Origin of the sequence: Pseudobacillus wudalianchiensis, assembly GCF_001685015.1 — a bacterium.
Taxonomy (GTDB): Bacteria; Bacillota; Bacilli; order Bacillales; family Domibacillaceae; genus Pseudobacillus; species Pseudobacillus wudalianchiensis.
In genome coordinates this window covers 179,314-197,005 of record NZ_MAYT01000027.1, presented here as the reverse complement: position 1 = coordinate 197,005, position 17,692 = coordinate 179,314, and the positions used below count along the sequence as shown (strand labels likewise).

22 protein-coding genes and 1 riboswitch are annotated in these 17,692 nt (G+C 39.0%); of the genes, 16 read left to right on the top strand and 6 right to left on the bottom strand.

Annotation, left to right across the window (positions count from 1 at the left end):
• Positions 1 to 390: 390 nt before the first annotated feature.
• Both A8F95_RS14095 and A8F95_RS14090 read right to left on the bottom strand, forming a co-directional pair.
• Complete coding sequence (locus A8F95_RS14095) at positions 391 to 975, bottom strand: hypothetical protein (RefSeq protein ID WP_065411079.1); 585 nt, start codon at positions 973 to 975, stop codon at positions 391 to 393.
• Positions 976 to 1,120: 145 nt separating this feature from the next.
• Positions 1,121 to 1,993: a LysR family transcriptional regulator gene (locus A8F95_RS14090; protein WP_065411078.1), complete on the bottom strand. Its 873-nt coding sequence runs from the start codon at positions 1,991 to 1,993 to the stop codon at positions 1,121 to 1,123.
• 124 nt (positions 1,994 to 2,117) lie between these two features.
• Between A8F95_RS14090 and A8F95_RS14085 the strand changes: the two genes are divergently transcribed.
• Entirely contained in the window at positions 2,118 to 3,218 is a 1,101-nt protein-coding gene (locus A8F95_RS14085) for an AbrB family transcriptional regulator (RefSeq protein WP_065411077.1), read from the top strand.
• Between the two features lie 101 nt (positions 3,219 to 3,319).
• Here the strand turns inward: A8F95_RS14085 and A8F95_RS23230 are convergent, their stop codons facing one another.
• On the bottom strand, positions 3,320 to 3,451 hold the full coding sequence (locus A8F95_RS23230) for a hypothetical protein (protein ID WP_269429911.1): 132 nt from the start codon (positions 3,449 to 3,451) through the stop codon (positions 3,320 to 3,322).
• A gap of 214 nt (positions 3,452 to 3,665) precedes the next feature.
• On the opposite strand from A8F95_RS23230, the gene A8F95_RS14080 reads away from it, so the two are divergent.
• The 8 genes from A8F95_RS14080 to A8F95_RS22550 all read left to right on the top strand — a co-directional run bounded on the left by A8F95_RS14080 (position 3,666) and on the right by A8F95_RS22550 (position 11,392).
• Positions 3,666 to 4,013 carry a hypothetical protein gene (locus A8F95_RS14080; protein WP_065411076.1) on the top strand — a complete coding sequence of 116 codons (348 nt, stop codon included), beginning with the start codon at positions 3,666 to 3,668 and terminating at the stop codon, positions 4,011 to 4,013.
• 201 nt (positions 4,014 to 4,214) lie between these two features.
• Positions 4,215 to 4,529, top strand: coding sequence for a hypothetical protein (locus tag A8F95_RS14075; protein ID WP_065411075.1), 315 nt, complete (start codon positions 4,215 to 4,217; stop codon positions 4,527 to 4,529).
• Positions 4,530 to 4,704: 175 nt separating this feature from the next.
• Positions 4,705 to 5,334: a metal-dependent hydrolase gene (locus tag A8F95_RS14070; RefSeq protein ID WP_065411074.1), complete on the top strand. Its 630-nt coding sequence runs from the start codon at positions 4,705 to 4,707 to the stop codon at positions 5,332 to 5,334.
• Positions 5,335 to 5,479: 145 nt separating this feature from the next.
• Positions 5,480 to 5,893, top strand: coding sequence for a sporulation protein (locus A8F95_RS14065; RefSeq protein WP_065411073.1), 414 nt, complete (start codon positions 5,480 to 5,482; stop codon positions 5,891 to 5,893).
• Between the two features lie 102 nt (positions 5,894 to 5,995).
• Positions 5,996 to 6,173: riboswitch (cobalamin riboswitch) on the top strand.
• Between the two features lie 206 nt (positions 6,174 to 6,379).
• Positions 6,380 to 8,605, top strand: a complete 2,226-nt coding sequence (locus A8F95_RS14060; protein ID WP_065411072.1) for a ribonucleoside-diphosphate reductase subunit alpha — start codon at positions 6,380 to 6,382, stop codon at positions 8,603 to 8,605.
• Between the two features lie 14 nt (positions 8,606 to 8,619).
• The gene (locus A8F95_RS14055) at positions 8,620 to 9,654 is read left to right on the top strand and encodes a ribonucleotide-diphosphate reductase subunit beta (protein WP_065411071.1); all 1,035 of its coding nucleotides are present in this window, start codon (positions 8,620 to 8,622) and stop codon (positions 9,652 to 9,654) included.
• A 147-nt stretch (positions 9,655 to 9,801) separates the two neighbouring features.
• Positions 9,802 to 11,085 (top strand): acetyl-CoA hydrolase/transferase family protein, encoded by a 1,284-nt coding sequence (locus tag A8F95_RS14050; protein ID WP_245671333.1) that lies wholly within the window; start codon positions 9,802 to 9,804, stop codon positions 11,083 to 11,085.
• Positions 11,086 to 11,251: 166 nt separating this feature from the next.
• Positions 11,252 to 11,392: a hypothetical protein gene (locus A8F95_RS22550; protein WP_176713704.1), complete on the top strand. Its 141-nt coding sequence runs from the start codon at positions 11,252 to 11,254 to the stop codon at positions 11,390 to 11,392.
• An 86-nt stretch (positions 11,393 to 11,478) separates the two neighbouring features.
• Here A8F95_RS22550 and A8F95_RS14045 read toward each other — a convergent pair whose 3' ends face one another.
• Positions 11,479 to 11,775, bottom strand: a complete 297-nt coding sequence (locus A8F95_RS14045) for a DUF6509 family protein (protein WP_065411070.1) — start codon at positions 11,773 to 11,775, stop codon at positions 11,479 to 11,481.
• A gap of 203 nt (positions 11,776 to 11,978) precedes the next feature.
• Here A8F95_RS14045 and A8F95_RS14040 point away from each other — a divergent pair, with 203 nt between their 5' ends.
• Both A8F95_RS14040 and A8F95_RS14035 read left to right on the top strand, forming a co-directional pair.
• The gene (locus tag A8F95_RS14040) at positions 11,979 to 12,797 is read left to right on the top strand and encodes a GDSL-type esterase/lipase family protein (RefSeq protein ID WP_065411069.1); all 819 of its coding nucleotides are present in this window, start codon (positions 11,979 to 11,981) and stop codon (positions 12,795 to 12,797) included.
• A gap of 116 nt (positions 12,798 to 12,913) precedes the next feature.
• Positions 12,914 to 13,396 carry a C40 family peptidase gene (locus tag A8F95_RS14035; protein WP_065411068.1) on the top strand — a complete coding sequence of 161 codons (483 nt, stop codon included), beginning with the start codon at positions 12,914 to 12,916 and terminating at the stop codon, positions 13,394 to 13,396.
• Between the two features lie 49 nt (positions 13,397 to 13,445).
• Here the strand turns inward: A8F95_RS14035 and A8F95_RS14030 are convergent, their stop codons facing one another.
• Positions 13,446 to 13,799 (bottom strand): coiled-coil domain-containing protein, encoded by a 354-nt coding sequence (locus A8F95_RS14030; protein ID WP_049662307.1) that lies wholly within the window; start codon positions 13,797 to 13,799, stop codon positions 13,446 to 13,448.
• Positions 13,800 to 13,969: 170 nt separating this feature from the next.
• On the opposite strand from A8F95_RS14030, the gene A8F95_RS14025 reads away from it, so the two are divergent.
• The 3 genes from A8F95_RS14025 to fosM all read left to right on the top strand — a co-directional run bounded on the left by A8F95_RS14025 (position 13,970) and on the right by fosM (position 15,418).
• The gene (locus A8F95_RS14025; RefSeq protein ID WP_077247380.1) at positions 13,970 to 14,350 is read left to right on the top strand and encodes a hypothetical protein; all 381 of its coding nucleotides are present in this window, start codon (positions 13,970 to 13,972) and stop codon (positions 14,348 to 14,350) included.
• A gap of 162 nt (positions 14,351 to 14,512) precedes the next feature.
• On the top strand, positions 14,513 to 14,788 hold the full coding sequence (locus A8F95_RS14020) for a YqhV family protein (protein WP_049662305.1): 276 nt from the start codon (positions 14,513 to 14,515) through the stop codon (positions 14,786 to 14,788).
• Between the two features lie 210 nt (positions 14,789 to 14,998).
• Positions 14,999 to 15,418: a FosM family fosfomycin resistance protein gene (fosM, locus tag A8F95_RS14015; protein ID WP_065411066.1), complete on the top strand. Its 420-nt coding sequence runs from the start codon at positions 14,999 to 15,001 to the stop codon at positions 15,416 to 15,418.
• A 78-nt stretch (positions 15,419 to 15,496) separates the two neighbouring features.
• On the opposite strand, the gene A8F95_RS14010 is transcribed toward fosM, so the two are convergent.
• Complete coding sequence (locus A8F95_RS14010) at positions 15,497 to 16,045, bottom strand: helix-turn-helix domain-containing protein (RefSeq protein WP_065411065.1); 549 nt, start codon at positions 16,043 to 16,045, stop codon at positions 15,497 to 15,499.
• A gap of 300 nt (positions 16,046 to 16,345) precedes the next feature.
• On the opposite strand from A8F95_RS14010, the gene A8F95_RS14005 reads away from it, so the two are divergent.
• Together A8F95_RS14005 and A8F95_RS14000 are read left to right on the top strand one after the other, a co-directional pair.
• On the top strand, positions 16,346 to 17,131 hold the full coding sequence (locus tag A8F95_RS14005; RefSeq protein ID WP_065411064.1) for a dioxygenase family protein: 786 nt from the start codon (positions 16,346 to 16,348) through the stop codon (positions 17,129 to 17,131).
• Between the two features lie 25 nt (positions 17,132 to 17,156).
• Positions 17,157 to 17,588 carry a DoxX family protein gene (locus A8F95_RS14000; RefSeq protein ID WP_065411063.1) on the top strand — a complete coding sequence of 144 codons (432 nt, stop codon included), beginning with the start codon at positions 17,157 to 17,159 and terminating at the stop codon, positions 17,586 to 17,588.
• The last annotated feature ends 104 nt before the right edge of the window (positions 17,589 to 17,692 follow it).

Genomic DNA, 17,692 nt, shown 5'->3' with positions numbered 1-17,692 from the left:
CGAGTGCATTAGTAAAAGAAGACTAAATTGGTTTTGAGACTGAAAACATACATTAAGTTATTCCACAATCGGGCGCAATTGTAGGGCGTCACAGGTAGAAAATGATCAAACTTTTCTATAAAACAGAAACTTAAATCTATTGAGAAAGACTCCAATTTGATCAGCTTTTTTCAAATTGGAGTCTTTCCATTTATCGTAGAGTACTGATTGGTGAGGGGTGTCCGAACAAACCTTATTTTAAAGTAGCAACAGGTTATCTTTGTCTATTGGATCTTTTGTCCAATAATCCTTTGGCAGAATCAAATGAACGGCCGTTCCCAAATCTAGTTTGTCTCGTTAGGGCTCTCTATAAGTAAGTTTTAGTCGTTTATGAGTATAGAACAGACTAATTTAACTAAAAGACGCATGAATCATAAATAAGATAATAAAGCCAATTGCCAACTTTAAATGCCATTTTTTATCTTTTCTCTTGAATCGTTTCAACCCCATAAATAAGAGAAAACCTAAGAGAACGATCGCCAGGATTCCCGTAACATTGGTGAAATCCCATTTAAATCCCCTTATAACAGCTAAATATGCGTGGAGTAAAATTAGACCTGTAGATACTAGAGCAAGGGGGACGTGCCATTTTCTGAGAACTTTTCCGAGATACTGTAGAAGGACTTTTAATTGAAAATTCCGCCAAGCTATTGTTTTCAACCGCCGCCATTTTAATAAAAGAAAAGCGGGATAGACAGCAAAAACGACAAAGTATACAATTCTTGAAATAGAGCCAAACTGCTTTAAGAATTCCTTATAATGTTTGTATTCTTGCGACATTAGCTGTTGATGATTGAGAGAAATGAGTGAAAGTCCAATTAGAAGCAAACAAGCAGTTACAAGCAAGCCAATGGCAATGGCTCTTCGTTCTTTCGGGTTTGGAACATGAATTGATAAAAAGGAAGTATTGTTTCTTGTGTTTTGTTTTAGACTCATTGTTTATACCTCTAACATTTGATATGAAACGCATTATTAGAATAAACGAGAAAAATGAAAATTTAATGAAAATTGGATGAAAAGCCTATAAATATTTTTTTCCTGAAGCAGCAAAAAAGGATAGCCTTCTCTATAGAGAGGAAAACTACTTGATTTTTTCTAAATCAATCCGTTCAATAAACTCAACAAATGCTCTGACAATATTAAGCTGAAGCGATTCCTCGTGAAAAACCATCCATGTTTTTCGAATAATCGGCTGTCCATCTTTTGTACGAAGCGCTATTTTATAAATATCTTTTAAATCGTTTAAAAGCATACCGGGTAAAATAGCATAACCTAAGCCATTGGCCATCATATTTTTGCTTGTGCCTGCTTTATCGACGTCGATGCTGACAAGCGGAGGTTTTGTATAGTTTTCAGCCCACCAATTGTCGACGACCGTTCGCAAGTTTTGGTCAGTATGGTAATCAATCCGCGGCAGTTCAGGTAAATCCTTTAATGCTATTTTTTCTGTTGAGGCAATATAAATGGGTTCTTCAAATAACAGCTTTTTGCCGCCTTTCCAGCTATAGTCCCCTTTAATAAAGGCCACGTGTACATCTTGATTATAAGCTAAATGAATAATGTCATTGCTCCAGCCGGTTGTCACTTTAAATTCAATATTAGGGTACTCATCTTTAAAGAGTTTGAGCAGTCCGGGAAGTTTGTAATCAGTAAAAAAAGTAGAAACGCCGAGCCGGAGTGTGCCGGTTATTTTATTTTCCATATTTAGAACATTTTCTTTAATATGCTGCAGTTTTAACAGCATGTGGTCAGCACATTTTGCCAGATATTCTCCTTGAGGGGTAAATTGTACGCCACGTCTTCCGCGATTAACAATTTGAACACCGAATTCTTTTTCGATTTGCTTCAAACGGTTCGTCAGTGCAGGTTGAGAAATATACAGTTTGTTAGCTGCTTTTGTTATATTTTTTTCATAAAACAACGTCTGTAACACAAGCCAATCCCGATCGTCCATCCTTTACTTTCCTTTCTGGTATAACTTTATTTTATGCTTAATGATAAAAAAGCGATATTTTATTTATTTCTTTTTTCTTATTATAATTAGTTATAGAGAATAAGAAAAGAAAGAAGAGGATTAAATGAAAGAAAATAAGTGGATCGTTCTCATAGTAAGTGCCATGGGAGGTCTATTTTTATCATGGACAGGTCTTTCAATTGGCTGGATGTTGGGGACACTGATAGTAGCGGCAAGTATTTCTTTTGCTTTTCCTCAATTTTCAGGAGCGAACAAGATACCGAAAAGCTGGCTATCCATTGGTCAGCTCATATTAGGGATTGAGCTTGGGCAAAAAATCAATTTGTCTGTTTTAACTGCTTTCCAATCACACTGGGTGGTTATTAGTTTGATGCTCATCTTATCTGTTCTTTTTTCCTTGCTTTCTGGTTTCGTTCTTTGGAAGTTCAGCCGTTCAGATATGCTAACAAGCTTTTTCGGTACAGCACCAGGAGGATTATCAGCGATGCCGGCTTTGGCGGAAGAGGTGGGAGCCAACACCGCCATTGTCAGCATCATTCAAACGATGCGCGTGTTTTTAGTTGTTTTAACCATTCCGGTTATCGTATCACTTTGGGCCATTCATCCAGCTGCTGAGCCAGCTATTCAATATGCTTCAACTGGATTTGATCCGCTCCAGCTGCTTTGGACAGCCGTACTAGTGATGGCAGCGTGGGGAGGGTATTATGTAGGGAAATATTTAAAATTCCCAGCCCCCTGGCTGCTTGGAAGTATGACGGCTGTAGCGATTGTCCAGTCGTTGAGCTCAGTGCATGCTGGTCATAACATGGTAGCCTATTGGCCGCATAGCTTGATTATTTTATCGCAAGTTTTAATTGCCGTATCGATTGGATCTCGTTTTCATAAAAAGATGTTTGCCGGATTAAAGCAAACAATCATGGTTGGATTAATCAGTACAGTTGGATTAATCGCTGTCATGTTTATTTGTGCGTATCTCGTTTCTATATTAACGGGCATCGACTTCAAAACAGCGGCTCTTGCTTTTGCACCGGGTGGAATTGCTGAAATGGCGACGACTGCTGTTGTATTGGATGCTGATTCTACGTTTGTTGTGGCAGTGCAAGTACTTAGAATCTTAGCCGTCTGTCTCATTCTCCCTCCAATTTTCCGCCTTCTGCACATGAGGGAGTTACAAAAAGAGGTTCATACCCATGCGTCTGCATAACAAAGCCGGCCTTGGTATTACTTATTTTATCGATTTTCTTTATTGCAAACAAAAGAGCAGTCTAAAAGCTGGTGAATAACCATTTTTAGACTGCTCATTTTTTAATGGATCTTTTCTTCTCTCATTTCAATAAGTTCTTCGCTCATTTGTCTGATTCGATCAGACAATTCAAGAACAATTTCTTCTAATTGGGTCACTCTAATTAATAGCTTTTCTTCGTCTAGTTTTTTCATGTTTCTCCTCCTAAAACTGCCATCATTCAAAACATACATACCTTATTATTGATATTATCTTTTTTTGCCTGCTTTAAACTTTTCAAAAAAAGTTTTTCTTCTGAAGAATATATGACCTCACGGGTAAAAAAAAGAAAAGTGGGTACAGTAATAGAAATGGGAAAAAGTGATGTTTGAAGGGCACCATAGAGAGAGGAAGAGGAGGTGTTATCAGGTGGAACTACTATTACTTTTTACAGGTGCATTGTTTTTTGCGCTTTATTTACAGCGTAAAAAACAATCGTCAAACTATAAAATAGATCAAGGAATGTTGATGACAAATGATTCGTTAAATCAAGTCAATATTCCATTAACAGAAATTGTGGACGTGGTGAGAATCGGAAAAAATGCAAAGCCGAATTTCTGGTTTAACCTTGAGGCGATTTCGGGAAGACTGGACAATGTAGCCATCTTCACTCGTTCCAATGTATCCTATCTTTTAAGAGTAAGAAATGGCCGGGCATTTATTAGAGAGTTAAAAGAGCAAAAGTCAAATGTGTATAGAAAAGCTGAAGTGATCTAATGAAGAAGACAAAGCCCCACGATTATAATGGGGCTGTGTTTTTATGAGGAAATTTAGTTTTATACAGGGTATATAATCAGTTAACATAATTAAATTATGTGGAACTTATTTGCGGGTAAAAGTTTTTGTTTACAAAGTAACGTAAAGCTGATAGGTTATAGTTGTTATTATCTATCACACAGCGAAAAAGAGGTATAATACATGACACCCTTTATAAATGAGGACGCAGTTCCCGAATGCACGGCTACTGATACCGAGTATTGTTGGAAAAAGAATATTATTAAAGTAGATAAAGGATTTCTAGTTAGCAAAGGTCCGGTCACAAATATTCGTGTTCCAATTCATCATATAGATACCGTTGTATATTCAATGAATCCCAAAAAACCAGCTATCGTACCTGGATTGAAAATCATTGGCAAAGGAACAGTGCTGGCGGAACTAGATATTTCCGGAGAGTATATTGAAAGTGTCCAGGATTGGCTTCTTCAGATTATTGATCGTCACTCAAGCATTTAACATTGTGAGCATACAGAGGGCTTTTCTTCGAGAAAGGACTATTGCCCAGAGCACAATGTATGGATAAGGTTTGGAAAAGCAGGAATTAGCATTGATGAAACCATCAATGCTATTTTTTTATAGAATAAAGAACACTTGTTTGTTATAATAGAGAAAAAGAAAAGGATGGAAACAGATGAAAGGATCGGCTCATTTGGCTATTGGAGGAGCCTCCGGACTAGCCACAGCTGTTTATTTACATACAGACCCAATTACTACAGCGGGTTTAATTGCCATTGGGGCAATCGCTGGCCTTGCTCCTGACCTTGATGTAAACGGCAAGCTGTCCAATCGAATTACGATATCGAAAAAATGGTTAATTTTATTTTTTGCCACTGCAGGGCTGCTTTTGATGGGCTACAGTTATCTAAAGCTGAACGGTTTCGTTCAATCGGCGGGTTTTACTGTTGGGATTGGCTTAACGGTATTACCCCGGCTGTTTATTAAGCAGCGGACGATGCTTTTTATAACGGGAGCTGTTCTAGCAATTGCTGCCTGGTATACGGGTATCTTTTGGTTGCTGCTGTTAAGTGCATTTATTATGGTCTCTTCCTTTTTATCACACCGCTCATTAACTCACTCGTTAATTGGAGCAGCTTGTTTTGCAGGGATTGCGTGGCAATTTCAGCAAAGTGTTGGGCTTGAAGGCAGCTTTTTAGCGGCTTCTATCGCGTATATGAGTCATCTAGTGGCAGATATGAAAATATGGCCGGCTAATAAGAGGGGCATTAAATGGTTTCAGCCTCTTTTTAATAGAGAATTTTGAGAGGCATGCTTTGTATAAAGCATGCTTTTTTTCAAAAACAAAATGTGCAAAATTCATAAATAATTAACGGCTAGCAAAAGAAAGATTAACGAGGAAACATCGGGGAATATTAAACTAAATTGGATAGAAAGAAAGGAGGTATTTCATGTGGAAACATATTCTGTCTAGTATCGGCATTGGTGGAGTCGAGATCGATACAGCTCTTCCAAAAATGACCTATCAAAGAGGAGACAAAATTGAAGGGAAGGTTCTAATTAACGGCGGGCAGGCGTCGGAACCGATCGAGACTTTAATCGTTTCATTGCATGTCCAAATGGATAAAGTACGGGAAGATAGCGACTTTTCCTATATTGATAAGGAGTTAAAAGAAATAGTCATTCCCATCCAACGAGATATTAAACCGAAAGAAAACATCACCATTCCTTTTTCGCTTGAAATTGATCTAGAGCATCCGCCTACAAATGACAAGAATAAAACTTTTTTAAAAACAACCGCCGTTATTCCACAAGCTGTTGACCCTTCTGATCAGGATGAATTGATTATTTTAACTACAGAGTGAGTAAATACCGGAGTAAGTAAAAAGTTCATTCGGGGTTGCCTCCGGTAACGATCATTGTTATACTAATTCGGACACAACATTTAGTGGCAATGTTATAATTAAATCAATATTTAGTAAAAAGGTGCTATTGCAGCTTAATAGGGAATTCGGTGAAATACCGAAGCTGTACCCGCAACTGTAAGTGTGGACGACCGCAGATAAATCCACTGTCGAATAGACGGGAAGGAATGTGGAAGGAAGAAGCATAAGCCAGGAGACCTGCCTTTTTACAGCGTTTACTCTTCTTCGGGAGTTGGGAAGAAAGCGCGGAGAAAACGACAATGTCTTTTATTCAGACAGGCTCTTTATTGTGTACAAGGGCAGGTCTGTCTCACTTTGTGAAAAGATTATTTCTTCGCCCTCATCCCATCTTTCATCTAGAAAGATGGTTTTTTTGTTGCTAAAAAAATCTCTTTCTAAACTACTGATCGTTTAGGAGGAATAGATATGATTCAAACCGTACAAAGAATAGCAGAAGAGGCATTTATTGAAATTCAAAGGGAATTTCCACATATTGAACTGGCAAGCTATGAAAATAAGATAAAGGGAACACTTGATACGAGAGAAGAATGGACAGATGAGCAAGTTTGGCAGCTGCTTTTACATTCAGCAGTTGAGCGGATCACGAGCATGGAACCAGATTGGACATTTATCGCAGCCCGATTGTATTTAAAACAACTGTATAAGCAGGCAGCGACAACCCGCGGGGAGAAATTGGCTGGATACGGAGATTTCCCAAGGCTCATCCAGCTTTTAATTGAAGAAGGAATATACAATTCTCAGTTAACCGTTTCTTATACAAAAGATGAAATGGACGAGCTTAGCAAACTAATCGATCCTGAGAAGGACAAATTATTTACATACATTGGGATTGTCACATTAAGTGAAAGATATTTAGCCCGTACACTAGATAAGCAGCCGGCAGAGCTTCCGCAGGAAAGATGGCTCATTATTGCGATGACCTTAATGATGAACGAGCCCAAATCAACACGGCTGCACTACGTGAAGGAAGCTTACTGGGCGCTCTCTAATTTATATATGACTACCGCTACCCCAACGCTTGCGAATGCGGGAAAATCATATGGCCAACTGTCAAGCTGCTTCATTGATACAGTGGATGACAGCTTGCAAGGAATTTTTGATGCTAATACGGATGCAGCTAATTTAAGTAAGAATGGCGGCGGACTTGGGATTTATTTAGGGAAAATTCGCAGCCAAGGAAGCGATATTAAAGGATTTAAAAATGTGAGCTCCGGTGTGATTCCTTGGATGAAGCAGCTCAATAATACGGCTGTATCCGTCGATCAACTTGGACAGCGTCAAGGAGCGATTGCTGTTTATTTGGATATTTGGCACAAAGATATTTTCTCATTTTTGGAAACCCGGTTGAATAATGGAGACGAACGCCGCAGAACACACGACTTATTCACGGGTGTCACTATTCCTGACTTATTTATGGAAGCAGTCGATAAACGAGAAGAATGGCATTTATTTGACCCTCATGAGATAAGAAAAGTGATGGGTTACTCTCTTGAAGATTCATTTGATGAGAAAAGGGGAGAGGGAACGTTTAGAACAAGATATAAAGAGTGCGTGGCTCATCCGCACATAAGCAAAAAAACAGTTCCGGCTATCGAGATTATGAAAGCCATTATGATTTCCCAGCTTGAAACAGGCACACCTTACATGTTTTACCGAGACACCGTTAACCGAGCGAATCCGAATAAGCACACCGGAATGGTTTACGCAAGCAATCTTTGCACAGAAATCTGTCAAAATATGAGTCCGACGGTCGTAATCGAAGAAAAAACAGAAGACGGAAAAATTGTGGTTACAAAAGATCCTGGTGATTACGTCGTTTGTAACCTCTCGTCCATTTCTTTAGCCCGGGCTGTGATGGATGAAGTGCTTGAACGCTTAATCCTCATCCAAGTAAGAATGCTCGATAACGTTATCGATATGAATAATATTCCTGTTTTACAAGCGCAGCTGACGAACAAGAAATATAGAGGAATTGGACTTGGCACATTTGGCTGGCAGCATTTGCTTGCCTTAAAGGGGTTGAGCTGGGAATCAAACGAAGCAGTCCATTATTGTGATGAATTGTATGAGCAAATTGCCTTTTTAACGATTCAAGCAAGCGCGGAACTTGCAGCAGAAAAAGGTTCATATCCGGTCTTTGCAGGATCAGATTGGGATAGTGGTGCCTACTTTGAACAACGTAATTATAATGAAGCAAAGTGGCAGCAGTTAAAGGAAACAGTCAAAACATCTGGTATGAGAAATGGTTATTTGCTGGCGGTCGCTCCAAACTCGTCCACCGCTTTGATCGCGGGTTCAACAGCTGGAATTGATCCAGTTTTCCGTAAAGAATATATGGAAGAAAAGAAAAATTACAAAATACCTGTGACAGCGCCTGACTTGTCAGCTCAGACGACATGGTACTACAAGACCGTTTATTTCATTGATCAGCATTGGAGCATTCGCCAAAATGCCAAGCGCCAGCGCCATATTGATCAGGCTGTATCCTTTAATTTATATGTGCGCAACGACATTAAAGCAAAAGCCTTGTTAGACTTACACCTAGATGCATGGGAATCGGGATTAAAGACGACTTATTATGTGCGGTCTACCGCTTCTGATATTGAAGAATGTGAAAGCTGTCATTCATAAGGAGGAGAATAGTTATGAAGCTTAAGAAAAGGGAGATTATCGATCACAGTGCACCCAATCGGTCTACCGCTATTATTAATGGAAGAAGCTCCAACATTTTAAACTGGGATGACGTGCGTTTTAGCTGGGCTTATCCGAAGTATAAGAGAATGCTAGCGAACTTTTGGACGCCGTTTGAGATCAACATGACGAAAGACCGGCAGCAATTTAGTGAACTGACGCCTGATGAAAGAAATGCATTTTTGAAGATTATCGGCTTGCTCGCTTTGCTTGACAGCATTCAAACTGATTATGCCGGCAGAGCAGCGGACTATTTAACGGATTCCAGCTTGCATGCTTTGATGATCATTCTTGCCCAACAGGAAGTGATCCATAATCATTCCTACAGCTATGTTCTTTCTAGCGTAGCTGATAAGGAAACACAAGATCGTGTATTTGATTTTTGGCGCACTGAACCGATTCTTCAAGAACGCAATGAATTTGTGACAAAAGGATATGAAGCATTTTCTCACGAACCAACCGTTGAGAATTTTCTTAAATCCGTTATTTATGATGTGATATTAGAAGGTCTTTTCTTCTATTCTGGCTTTGCCTTTTTCTACAACTTAGCCCGCAATCAAAAAATGATCGCCACTAGTACGATGATCAATTATATTAATCGCGATGAACAGCTTCATGTTGGGCTGTTTGAAAAGATTTTTAAAGAAGTGCTGAACGAAAACCCAGAGTATGATACAGAAGAACTGCGGGCTTATGGGCAAGAAGCTTTCCGACAGGCAGCGGAACTTGAAATTGAATGGGGAAAATCGATTATTGGCCACAAAATAGATGGCATTCAAATGAACGAGCTAGAAAGCTATATCAGATTCATGGCAAATAAACGAGCGGAACAGCTAGGCTTTTCGGCACCATTTGAAGGGTATCGAACAAATCCAATGCGCTGGATTATCGCTTATCAAGAAGTAGACCTCGGCAAAACAGACTTTTTTGAACAAAAGTCACGCGCCTATACAAAGACAAGTGAAGCGAATGGCTTTGACGAGTTATAAATATAGTCATCTATTTGTTTGCCCATCATAATAAAACTAGACTGCTTGACAACCAATAGCCAGTATATATGATAAAGACAAGACATCTTCTCTTTTCATAAAGAGAAAGCATGAAAAATTGTCAAACGGCTTAAGGGAGTGTCGTCCGTGGCGAATGAAAAAGAATATCAAAAAAAGTTGATGAAGGCAGACGAAGCAGTTTGCTTGATTGAAGCAGGCGACGATATTATCGTCCCTTTAATGGCTGGCGAACCACCAGCTTTGCTGGCAGCACTTGAAAAGAGAGAAGATTTAAAAGAAAACCGTCTGTTCCAAATGTTAACGTCCCGGCCAGCAATTAGAAAGAAGCCAGAAGAGCTAAAAGTCATTTCGATGTTTTTAGCAGCTGGTGATCGACACGCGTTTCAGGAAGGCGCTGTGGACCTGCTGCCTAATCACTTTTCAGACGTACCGGCATTGTTAAAAGAAATAACAGACCAACAGGTGATAATGGCCACTGTTTCACCGATGGATGAGAACGGCTTCTTTTCTCTGGGAACGAATTGTGATTATACCGCACCGCTCGCTGGAACCGCCAAAACGATATTACTGGAAGTAAATGAATACATGCCGCGAACTTATGGGAGGAATCAAATTCACCTTTCGGAAGTCACAGCGCTCATTGAGCATCATCAGCCACTAATAGAATCTCCAGTGCCTGTCATTACGGAAAAAGATGAAAAAATCGGCCGCTATGTTGCGAGCCTTATTAAAGATGGGGATAGCTTGCAAATTGGATTCGGGGCGATTCCAAATGCGGTAATGAAGTCTTTAACAAATTATCAGGATTTATCTATTTTGACAGAAATGATACCCGATCAATTAGTAGAGCTTTATCAGAGCGGAGCCGTCACGAATCGGAGACGCACGGATTACCCTGGAAAAACAACGGCAACATTCGCTTACGGCACGAAGAAGCTGTATGACTTCATGCATGAAAATAAAGATATTTTTATGCTGCCGGTAAATGAAACAAATGATGTTCGCCGTGTTTCTCAAATAGACAACATGGTCACGATTAATGCAGCTATTGAAGTGGATTTTCTGGGTCAGTGCAATGCAGAGAAGGCTGGGAACACGTATTGGTCCTCATCCGGAGGGCAGTCGGACTTTGGGGTTTCCGCGCGTTTATCGCAAGGAGGCAGAGGAATTATTTGTTTGCATTCCACAACCAAAAATGATAGCATCTCCAAAATCGTTCCTGCCTTAGCTTTAGGTACGCCAGTAACCACTTCGAAAAATGACGTAGATTATGTTGTGACGGAATATGGGATTGCCCAGCTGCGGGGAAAAACCATTCGAGAGCGTGTAAAGGCCCTAATTCAAATTGCTCATCCAAAGTTTCAGGAAGAACTAGCTTATGAGGCGAAAAAATTAGGCTACTTCCTTTAATAAAAGAAGCGGATAGACGCGAATTTCGTTGTCTATCCGCTTTTTAGCGTTTATTTTCCGAATATTTCGGGTAAAGTGGGGGCAAAGGATTGACATCATTTTCTAACTGTTATATATTAATTTCAATAGAAATATTTTGTTATATAACAGAAAGGAGGTGAGTGTTGTGGAGATATATCGCGAAGCTTATGAGTATTATATGGAAAGCTGTGAAAATTACGAAATGGAATCAATTAGTTTTTACCACTTCGTTAAGCATTTAACAGAAGAACAGTTGCAGGAGTATATGAAGAGTGAGATAAAATAGAGGATGTGATTACTACGGAAGCGTTAACAGAAGAAATAAGTTGAACCCCGCTAGCGACGATCTGGTTGCAGGCGGGGTATTGTGCGTTATTCAGTTTCTTCACTAGGAAGGTGATCATGACAGTAAGCTGCCACAAGAGCTTCCTCTTCTTCTTCTAGCTCAAAATCAAGCACTTCTCCTGTTGCTCTGTCATGCAAATGATAATGAATGATCTTTTCCTCATCTCCATCGACTAAATAAAGTACGCGAATATAAAATCCAGATTCAGAATAGAGTTCATCCTCTTCCTCTACGTTTGCATACAGATGAAATTCAAATCTCTCTCCGGTAAGCAATCCAAATGGATCTTCAAGAAGCTCAACCGTATGGTGTGTAATGTTCATTTATTGATCCGTCCTTTGAAAGTAATATAGGTCCGTTTTATTTTACCACAAATCTTCTGAACAAAAGCATACCAGGTTTTTCACTTGAAAATACAGGTATGATTATTATAAGATTCGTCTACACTTTCTAGTGAATTGACATTCCTTTTATTAATTCAAATGAAAAAAATACAACAATCTTAGAGGAAGCAAAGGAGCTAAAAATGAAGCGTTTATTTAAATATACTATCTCGATTGTCATTGCTGCTGTCATTGCTGTATCCCTTTGGCTTTATTATCCTACTTATCAAATTCAGCAAATGAAAGAAGAGGCTGCCCCTACCTCTGCGCAAGCCGCTCTCTCTTATGTTGATTATTTTAGCAACGTTGATAAAGAGAGTTTAAATCATTTAGCTATTGGCGATTCGATCATTGCTGGCTTTGGGTCAGAAAATGAAGAGAGCTTTGTCGATTACTTTTCACGCCGTTTAGAAGAGCAAACGGGCAAAACAGTAGTATTAGAAAACGAAGGAATTCTTGGTATTAACAGTACGAATTTAAATACACTTGTCCAAACAGGCAAATTTGATGAACAAATTAAAAGAGCCGACTTGATTACGATTAATGTCGGCGGTAATGATATTTTGGAAACTCTTTATCAAGGGGATTACAAAAATGTAGTGGCAAATTTTGACTCGATGCGGGAAACATTTATCAAAAACCTAACGGCGATGACGGACCGAATTAAGAAAGAAAATCCGTCCGCTACCATTGTTTTCTTAGAAATGTACAACCCGTTAAAACCAAGTCATGATCTTTACAAAGTGGCTGATCAGTTACTGCCAAAATGGAATGTGAAAATCTATGAAGTCGCTCACAAATACAATCATTCCATCGTCCTCGAAACGACAAAAGTGATTAATGGCCATCACTTGCAATATCTTGCACCTGATGGCGTGCATCCGAATGCGCTCGGTTATGAAGCGCTTTCCAAGCAAATGCTTGAACAGTTAAAAAAGAAACCTTTCGTTGAAGCGGTTTAATGAAAAGCAGATTTTTTTATCTGCTTTTTTAATATGCTTCAATAGTGGAATATTAAACATAAGCGAGCATATATTTGTTCTTGTGTTGAATTTTTTCCAATTAGGAGGTCATTTTGTTGAACATCTATTTACCAGTTTCAAGATGGGCAGTCGCATTATTTACTCTTTTTGCTTTCGCTTTCTCTTTCGCATGTGGACCTGTCAAGCAGGCATCCGCTACGATTAATTACGGGGAAGAAGTAGCTGCAAAAGCAGAAATACTTATGGGAGCGCCTTACAAGTATGGAGGCACTTCCCCGAAAGGCTTTGATGCAGGGGGCTTTACACAATATGTGTATAAAGAAGCTGCTACTAAGATGAAAATTCCAAGAACAAGTGCTGATCAATATAAAATAGGCAAAGCAGTCAAACAAAAAGATTTGCAATTTGGTGACCTTGTTTTTTATGCAACAGGGGCAAAAGGGAAAGTTTCCTTTGTAGCTGTTTATACGGGGAATGGCAAATTTGTAGGGGCAACCTCTAAAGGAGTAAAAGAAGTAAAAATGAATGAAAAATATTGGAAAGACCGTTATGTGGGCGCTAAACGTGTGATTAAATAAAAAATCAAGCCGGGGATGTTCTGTCATCCCTGGCTTGATTTTTTTGTTATTAGAATCCGTCTTCCATGGCGGCGAATGGAATATGCAATCTATTTTCTACTGTACGTAATCGCTGGTTTAATCGATTCAAACGCCTCGTGTGGCGTTCATCATTTTGATTTAACCGATTGATCTCTTGATTGATTCGGTTAATTTCCTGATTGATTCGATTGATCTCTCGGCTAAGTCGCGTTAGTTCTCTAACCTGCCGCTGGTTTTCTCGTTCGAGCACCTCGATTCTTCTCTCCAGCGCCTGCGGCTGCCGATTTACATCAAACTCTTCTTCGGGCTGCATATAAGAATAATCTGCGTAATGGTCCACTGATTGTGGAATAAAGTCAGGATAAAAATAATATGGATTCATGTTCGTCATTCTCCTTTTTGTTAACAAGGTCATTCTCTCTATAAATTATGTACAAAACCACTAGATGACAGGGCCAAAGCCTAAAGAAGCTGAACCAGTTCATGATAGAGGAGAGAGAATAGAATTTTTGTTAAAGTAGTAAAGAAATCAACAGCTCGGAGGTGAAGCAGATGAAAAAAATGATGATGTCCTTTTGTATAGCTACATTCATGCTCCCAGCCTGCAGCAACGAAGGGGAGAAGAGGAATAGTGGAGCTATAAAAGAAAAGGAACAGCCTGTTCAGCGTAAGGAGACAGCCCAGCAGGGGAAGGAGAGCCAGGTACAAGAAGAGTGGACTTCATTGCCTGAATATGAAGAAATAATGAAACACATTCATGATCAAGAGTACCTATTTGAAACGGTTACGGATAATGAGAATAAGCGAATTCTTTTGCTTAAGAATAAAAATGGCGAAAAACAATATAAAACGGTCTTTATCAAGCAAGATAACCGTCTTAAAGTAATCAAAATTAACGGCGGGGGACAAGTTTTTAATGGCAGGATTAGTTAAAGCAGATGAATTGAAACATAAGAAGAAAGACAAAAAGCATAGAAATTAGACTATAGATAATAACCAAAAGCAAGGACAGATAAAAAAGTTCACAAGCCTTGTCCTGCTTTTCTATTCGACTGCATATAAATGTAAAAAGAACGGTTTTTACTGGAGGAGCGTATGTTTACATTTATAGAAAAAGCGGTACTGGGCATGGCTTTATTAAGGATACTGTCGGGCGGAATTGAAATTTTTGCTGCTTTTTTAATGTTGCGATTCAATGATATTGAAAAGGCACTCATTCTCAATAGCTCGCTGGCCTTAGTAGGGCCAATCATCTTAATTGCCACTACTTCTATTGGGCTGTTGGGTCTTACCGATCGAATTTCTTTTCAAACGATCTTCTGGGTGTTTCTCGGAGTAGGCTGTATTCTTTATGGGGTAAGAAGTGGATAGTTAGAGTACTTTATTAGATAGCTTAATAATCAAGTAGTTTATTTTCGTGCACCTTTAAAACTATAAGATTATAATTAAATAGTAGACTCACTTCCTAGAAAGCAATAAATCCGACAAACAAGCAGTCTTTGTATAGAGGCTGCTTTTCAAATTTCTTTGAATAGAAAATAGTAGCGTATAATAGTTGAAAATTTGGAGGTGGTAAAATTGATGGTAAAAGGTTTGAATCATTTTTTGTTTTCAGTTTCGGATCTAGAGCGTTCTATTCAATTTTACGAAAGCGTATTTGAAGCGAAGCTGTTAGTTAAAGGCAGGGGGACGGCTTATTTTGACCTAAATGGTATATGGCTTGCACTTAATGTAGAAAAGAATATTCCGCGCGAAGAAATCAGACAGTCTTACACGCATATCGCTTTTTCAATAGAAGAAGAGGATTACGATCGTATATATGAAAAATTAGAGAATTTACAAGTAAATATTTTAATAGGCCGCACTAGAGATGAGAGAGATAAAAAATCCATTTACTTCACTGATCCGGATGGGCATAAGTTTGAATTTCATACAGGCACCTTACAAGACAGGCTGGACTATTACAAACAAGACAAAAAGCACATGGAATTTTACTTGTAAAAGACCATTAAAGCAGTTACTTATTTTTAAGATTGAGAAGGAAAAAATAAAACCCACATTGAAGCGGGTTTTTATTTTTTATAAAGTATCATCGGATGCAGAATCTGTATAAACAGCAATTAAAACAACTGCTGTATCCTCTCCAATATTTTTCACAAAGTGAGGGGCGCAAGCATTCCAGCTAAAAGAATCCCCTTCCTCTAATATAAAAGAATCTTCCCCTTGTTCAGCTAGGATTTTTCCTTTCAACACTAAGTGGCACTCTTTTCCTTCATGAACGTGTGGTTCTTCTCCTGTTGCGGTTCCAGGAGGAAATTCGACATGCTGCAATGTGAGCCCATCTCTTGAAATGAGATGTTCGACTTTAATGTTTTCTCTTTCATGAGTCGTATATTTCCGCTCATTTTTTCTCACTACATTCATCCGTTCTTCTTTTTCTAACAGAAGATACGGCAGAGGCACATGAAGAAAGTTAGCCACTGTTTGCAGCGTAGCAATAGATGGTGACGTATTGTTATTTTCCATATTACTAATGAATCCTTTTGAAAGGCCTGTAGCCTCACTCATTTGCGCAATGGTAATTTTTTTTCTATTTCTGATTACTCGGATATTCGAACCAATGTCCATACTATTACACCTCGGTTGTTGTCTAATAGGAAACTTAATTCTATATTAACAAAAAAACAGTTGACGATCTATCAAATAATTTGTTATCTTATAGGAAACAAATATTCACATAAGAAATAAAAAATATTGGATGATTGCACGATGAACCTTTCTGCCATGTATGAAAACAATCTCTTTTGATCTTAATAAGCAGGAGAAGTTGAGGGATAGCAAATTTTTATATTTTCAATATCCTCTCCCAATTCGGCTGCATCCATTATCTTTTATAAAATTTAAAAAATTGAAGGAGGAAAATAAATTATGATGCCGTCTTTCTTTATCGCTCATGGAGCGCCGCTTTTAGCCATTGAAGATAACGAATATACACAGTTTCTAACTGAATTAGGCAAGACAATGCCTCGTCCGAAAGCTATTGTATTATTTTCTGCACATTGGGAATCACCAGTACAAAAGGTAAGCAATGTAGAAACGTACAGTACAATTTATGACTTTGGAGGTTTCCCAGAAGCTTTATACCGTATTCAATACCCAGCTCAAGGAGATAATCAGGTCGCTAAGGAAATTGAAGAGTTATTTACTGAACAGGATATCCTTTACGAAGCAGAAACAAGACGAGGCTTGGATCATGGTGCTTGGGTTGTTCTTCGGCTGCTTTATCCAGAGGCTGATGTCCCGGTCATTGCCATGTCTGTTAATCCACGGCTTACACCGGAGGAACAGTATAAAATCGGAAAATCGCTAGCAAAGCTGAGAGAACAGGATATTTTAATTGTTGGCAGCGGGGGAACAGTTCATAATCTCGGAGCAGTCAAAATGATGTCAGATCATGGAGAAATTGATGATTGGGCCCTCGATTTCGATGAGTGGCTCGCGCGCCATTTGAAAAATTGGGACTTGGCCTCGCTGTTTCAATACAATACTTTGGCTCCTACAGCACGCCTGGCTGTGCCGCCATATGGAAATGAGCACTTTATTCCCATCTTTTATGCAATGGGAGCAGCGGATGACGAGAGAAAAGCTGAACTTATTCATCGAAGCTATCGATATGGAAACTTGAGCCATAGTGTATGGCAATTTGGTTCGTAAAAAAATGAAAAACGGAGGATCTAGAATGACAAACAAATATGAATGGAGTGCCCTAATTTTACGGGTTGTGTTGGGAATTGCTTTCTTTGTTCATGGATTGGCAAAATTCCAAGGGGGAATAGAAAATATTGTTGGCTGGTTTGAAAGCATTGGCTTACCAGGATTTTTAGCTTATGGGGTCGCTTTAATAGAGACAGCTGGCGGAATAGCTTTAATCCTCGGATTAGGCACTAAAATGGTGTCCGCTCTCTTAGCTCTTATAATGATCGGAGCGATCTTAAAAGTAAAACTAGCAGCTGGTTTCTTAGGGAACGGACAATCAGCAGGTTATGAATTGGATCTCGCGTTCTTAGCAATGGCTGTATCTCTTGCTGTTACGGGAAGCAAGCTCTATTCATTAGGGCACGTGATCTTTAGAGGGCGAGAATATAACGATGATGCTTCTAAATCGGCTTAACGCTTTTTTACAAGACGAGTTTTAGAAAGAGAGAAACAAAACCAAGTCTGCCTCCACTTTAGTTAAGGGAGGCAGACTTGGTTTATTTTTACTTTCTGTCTAGA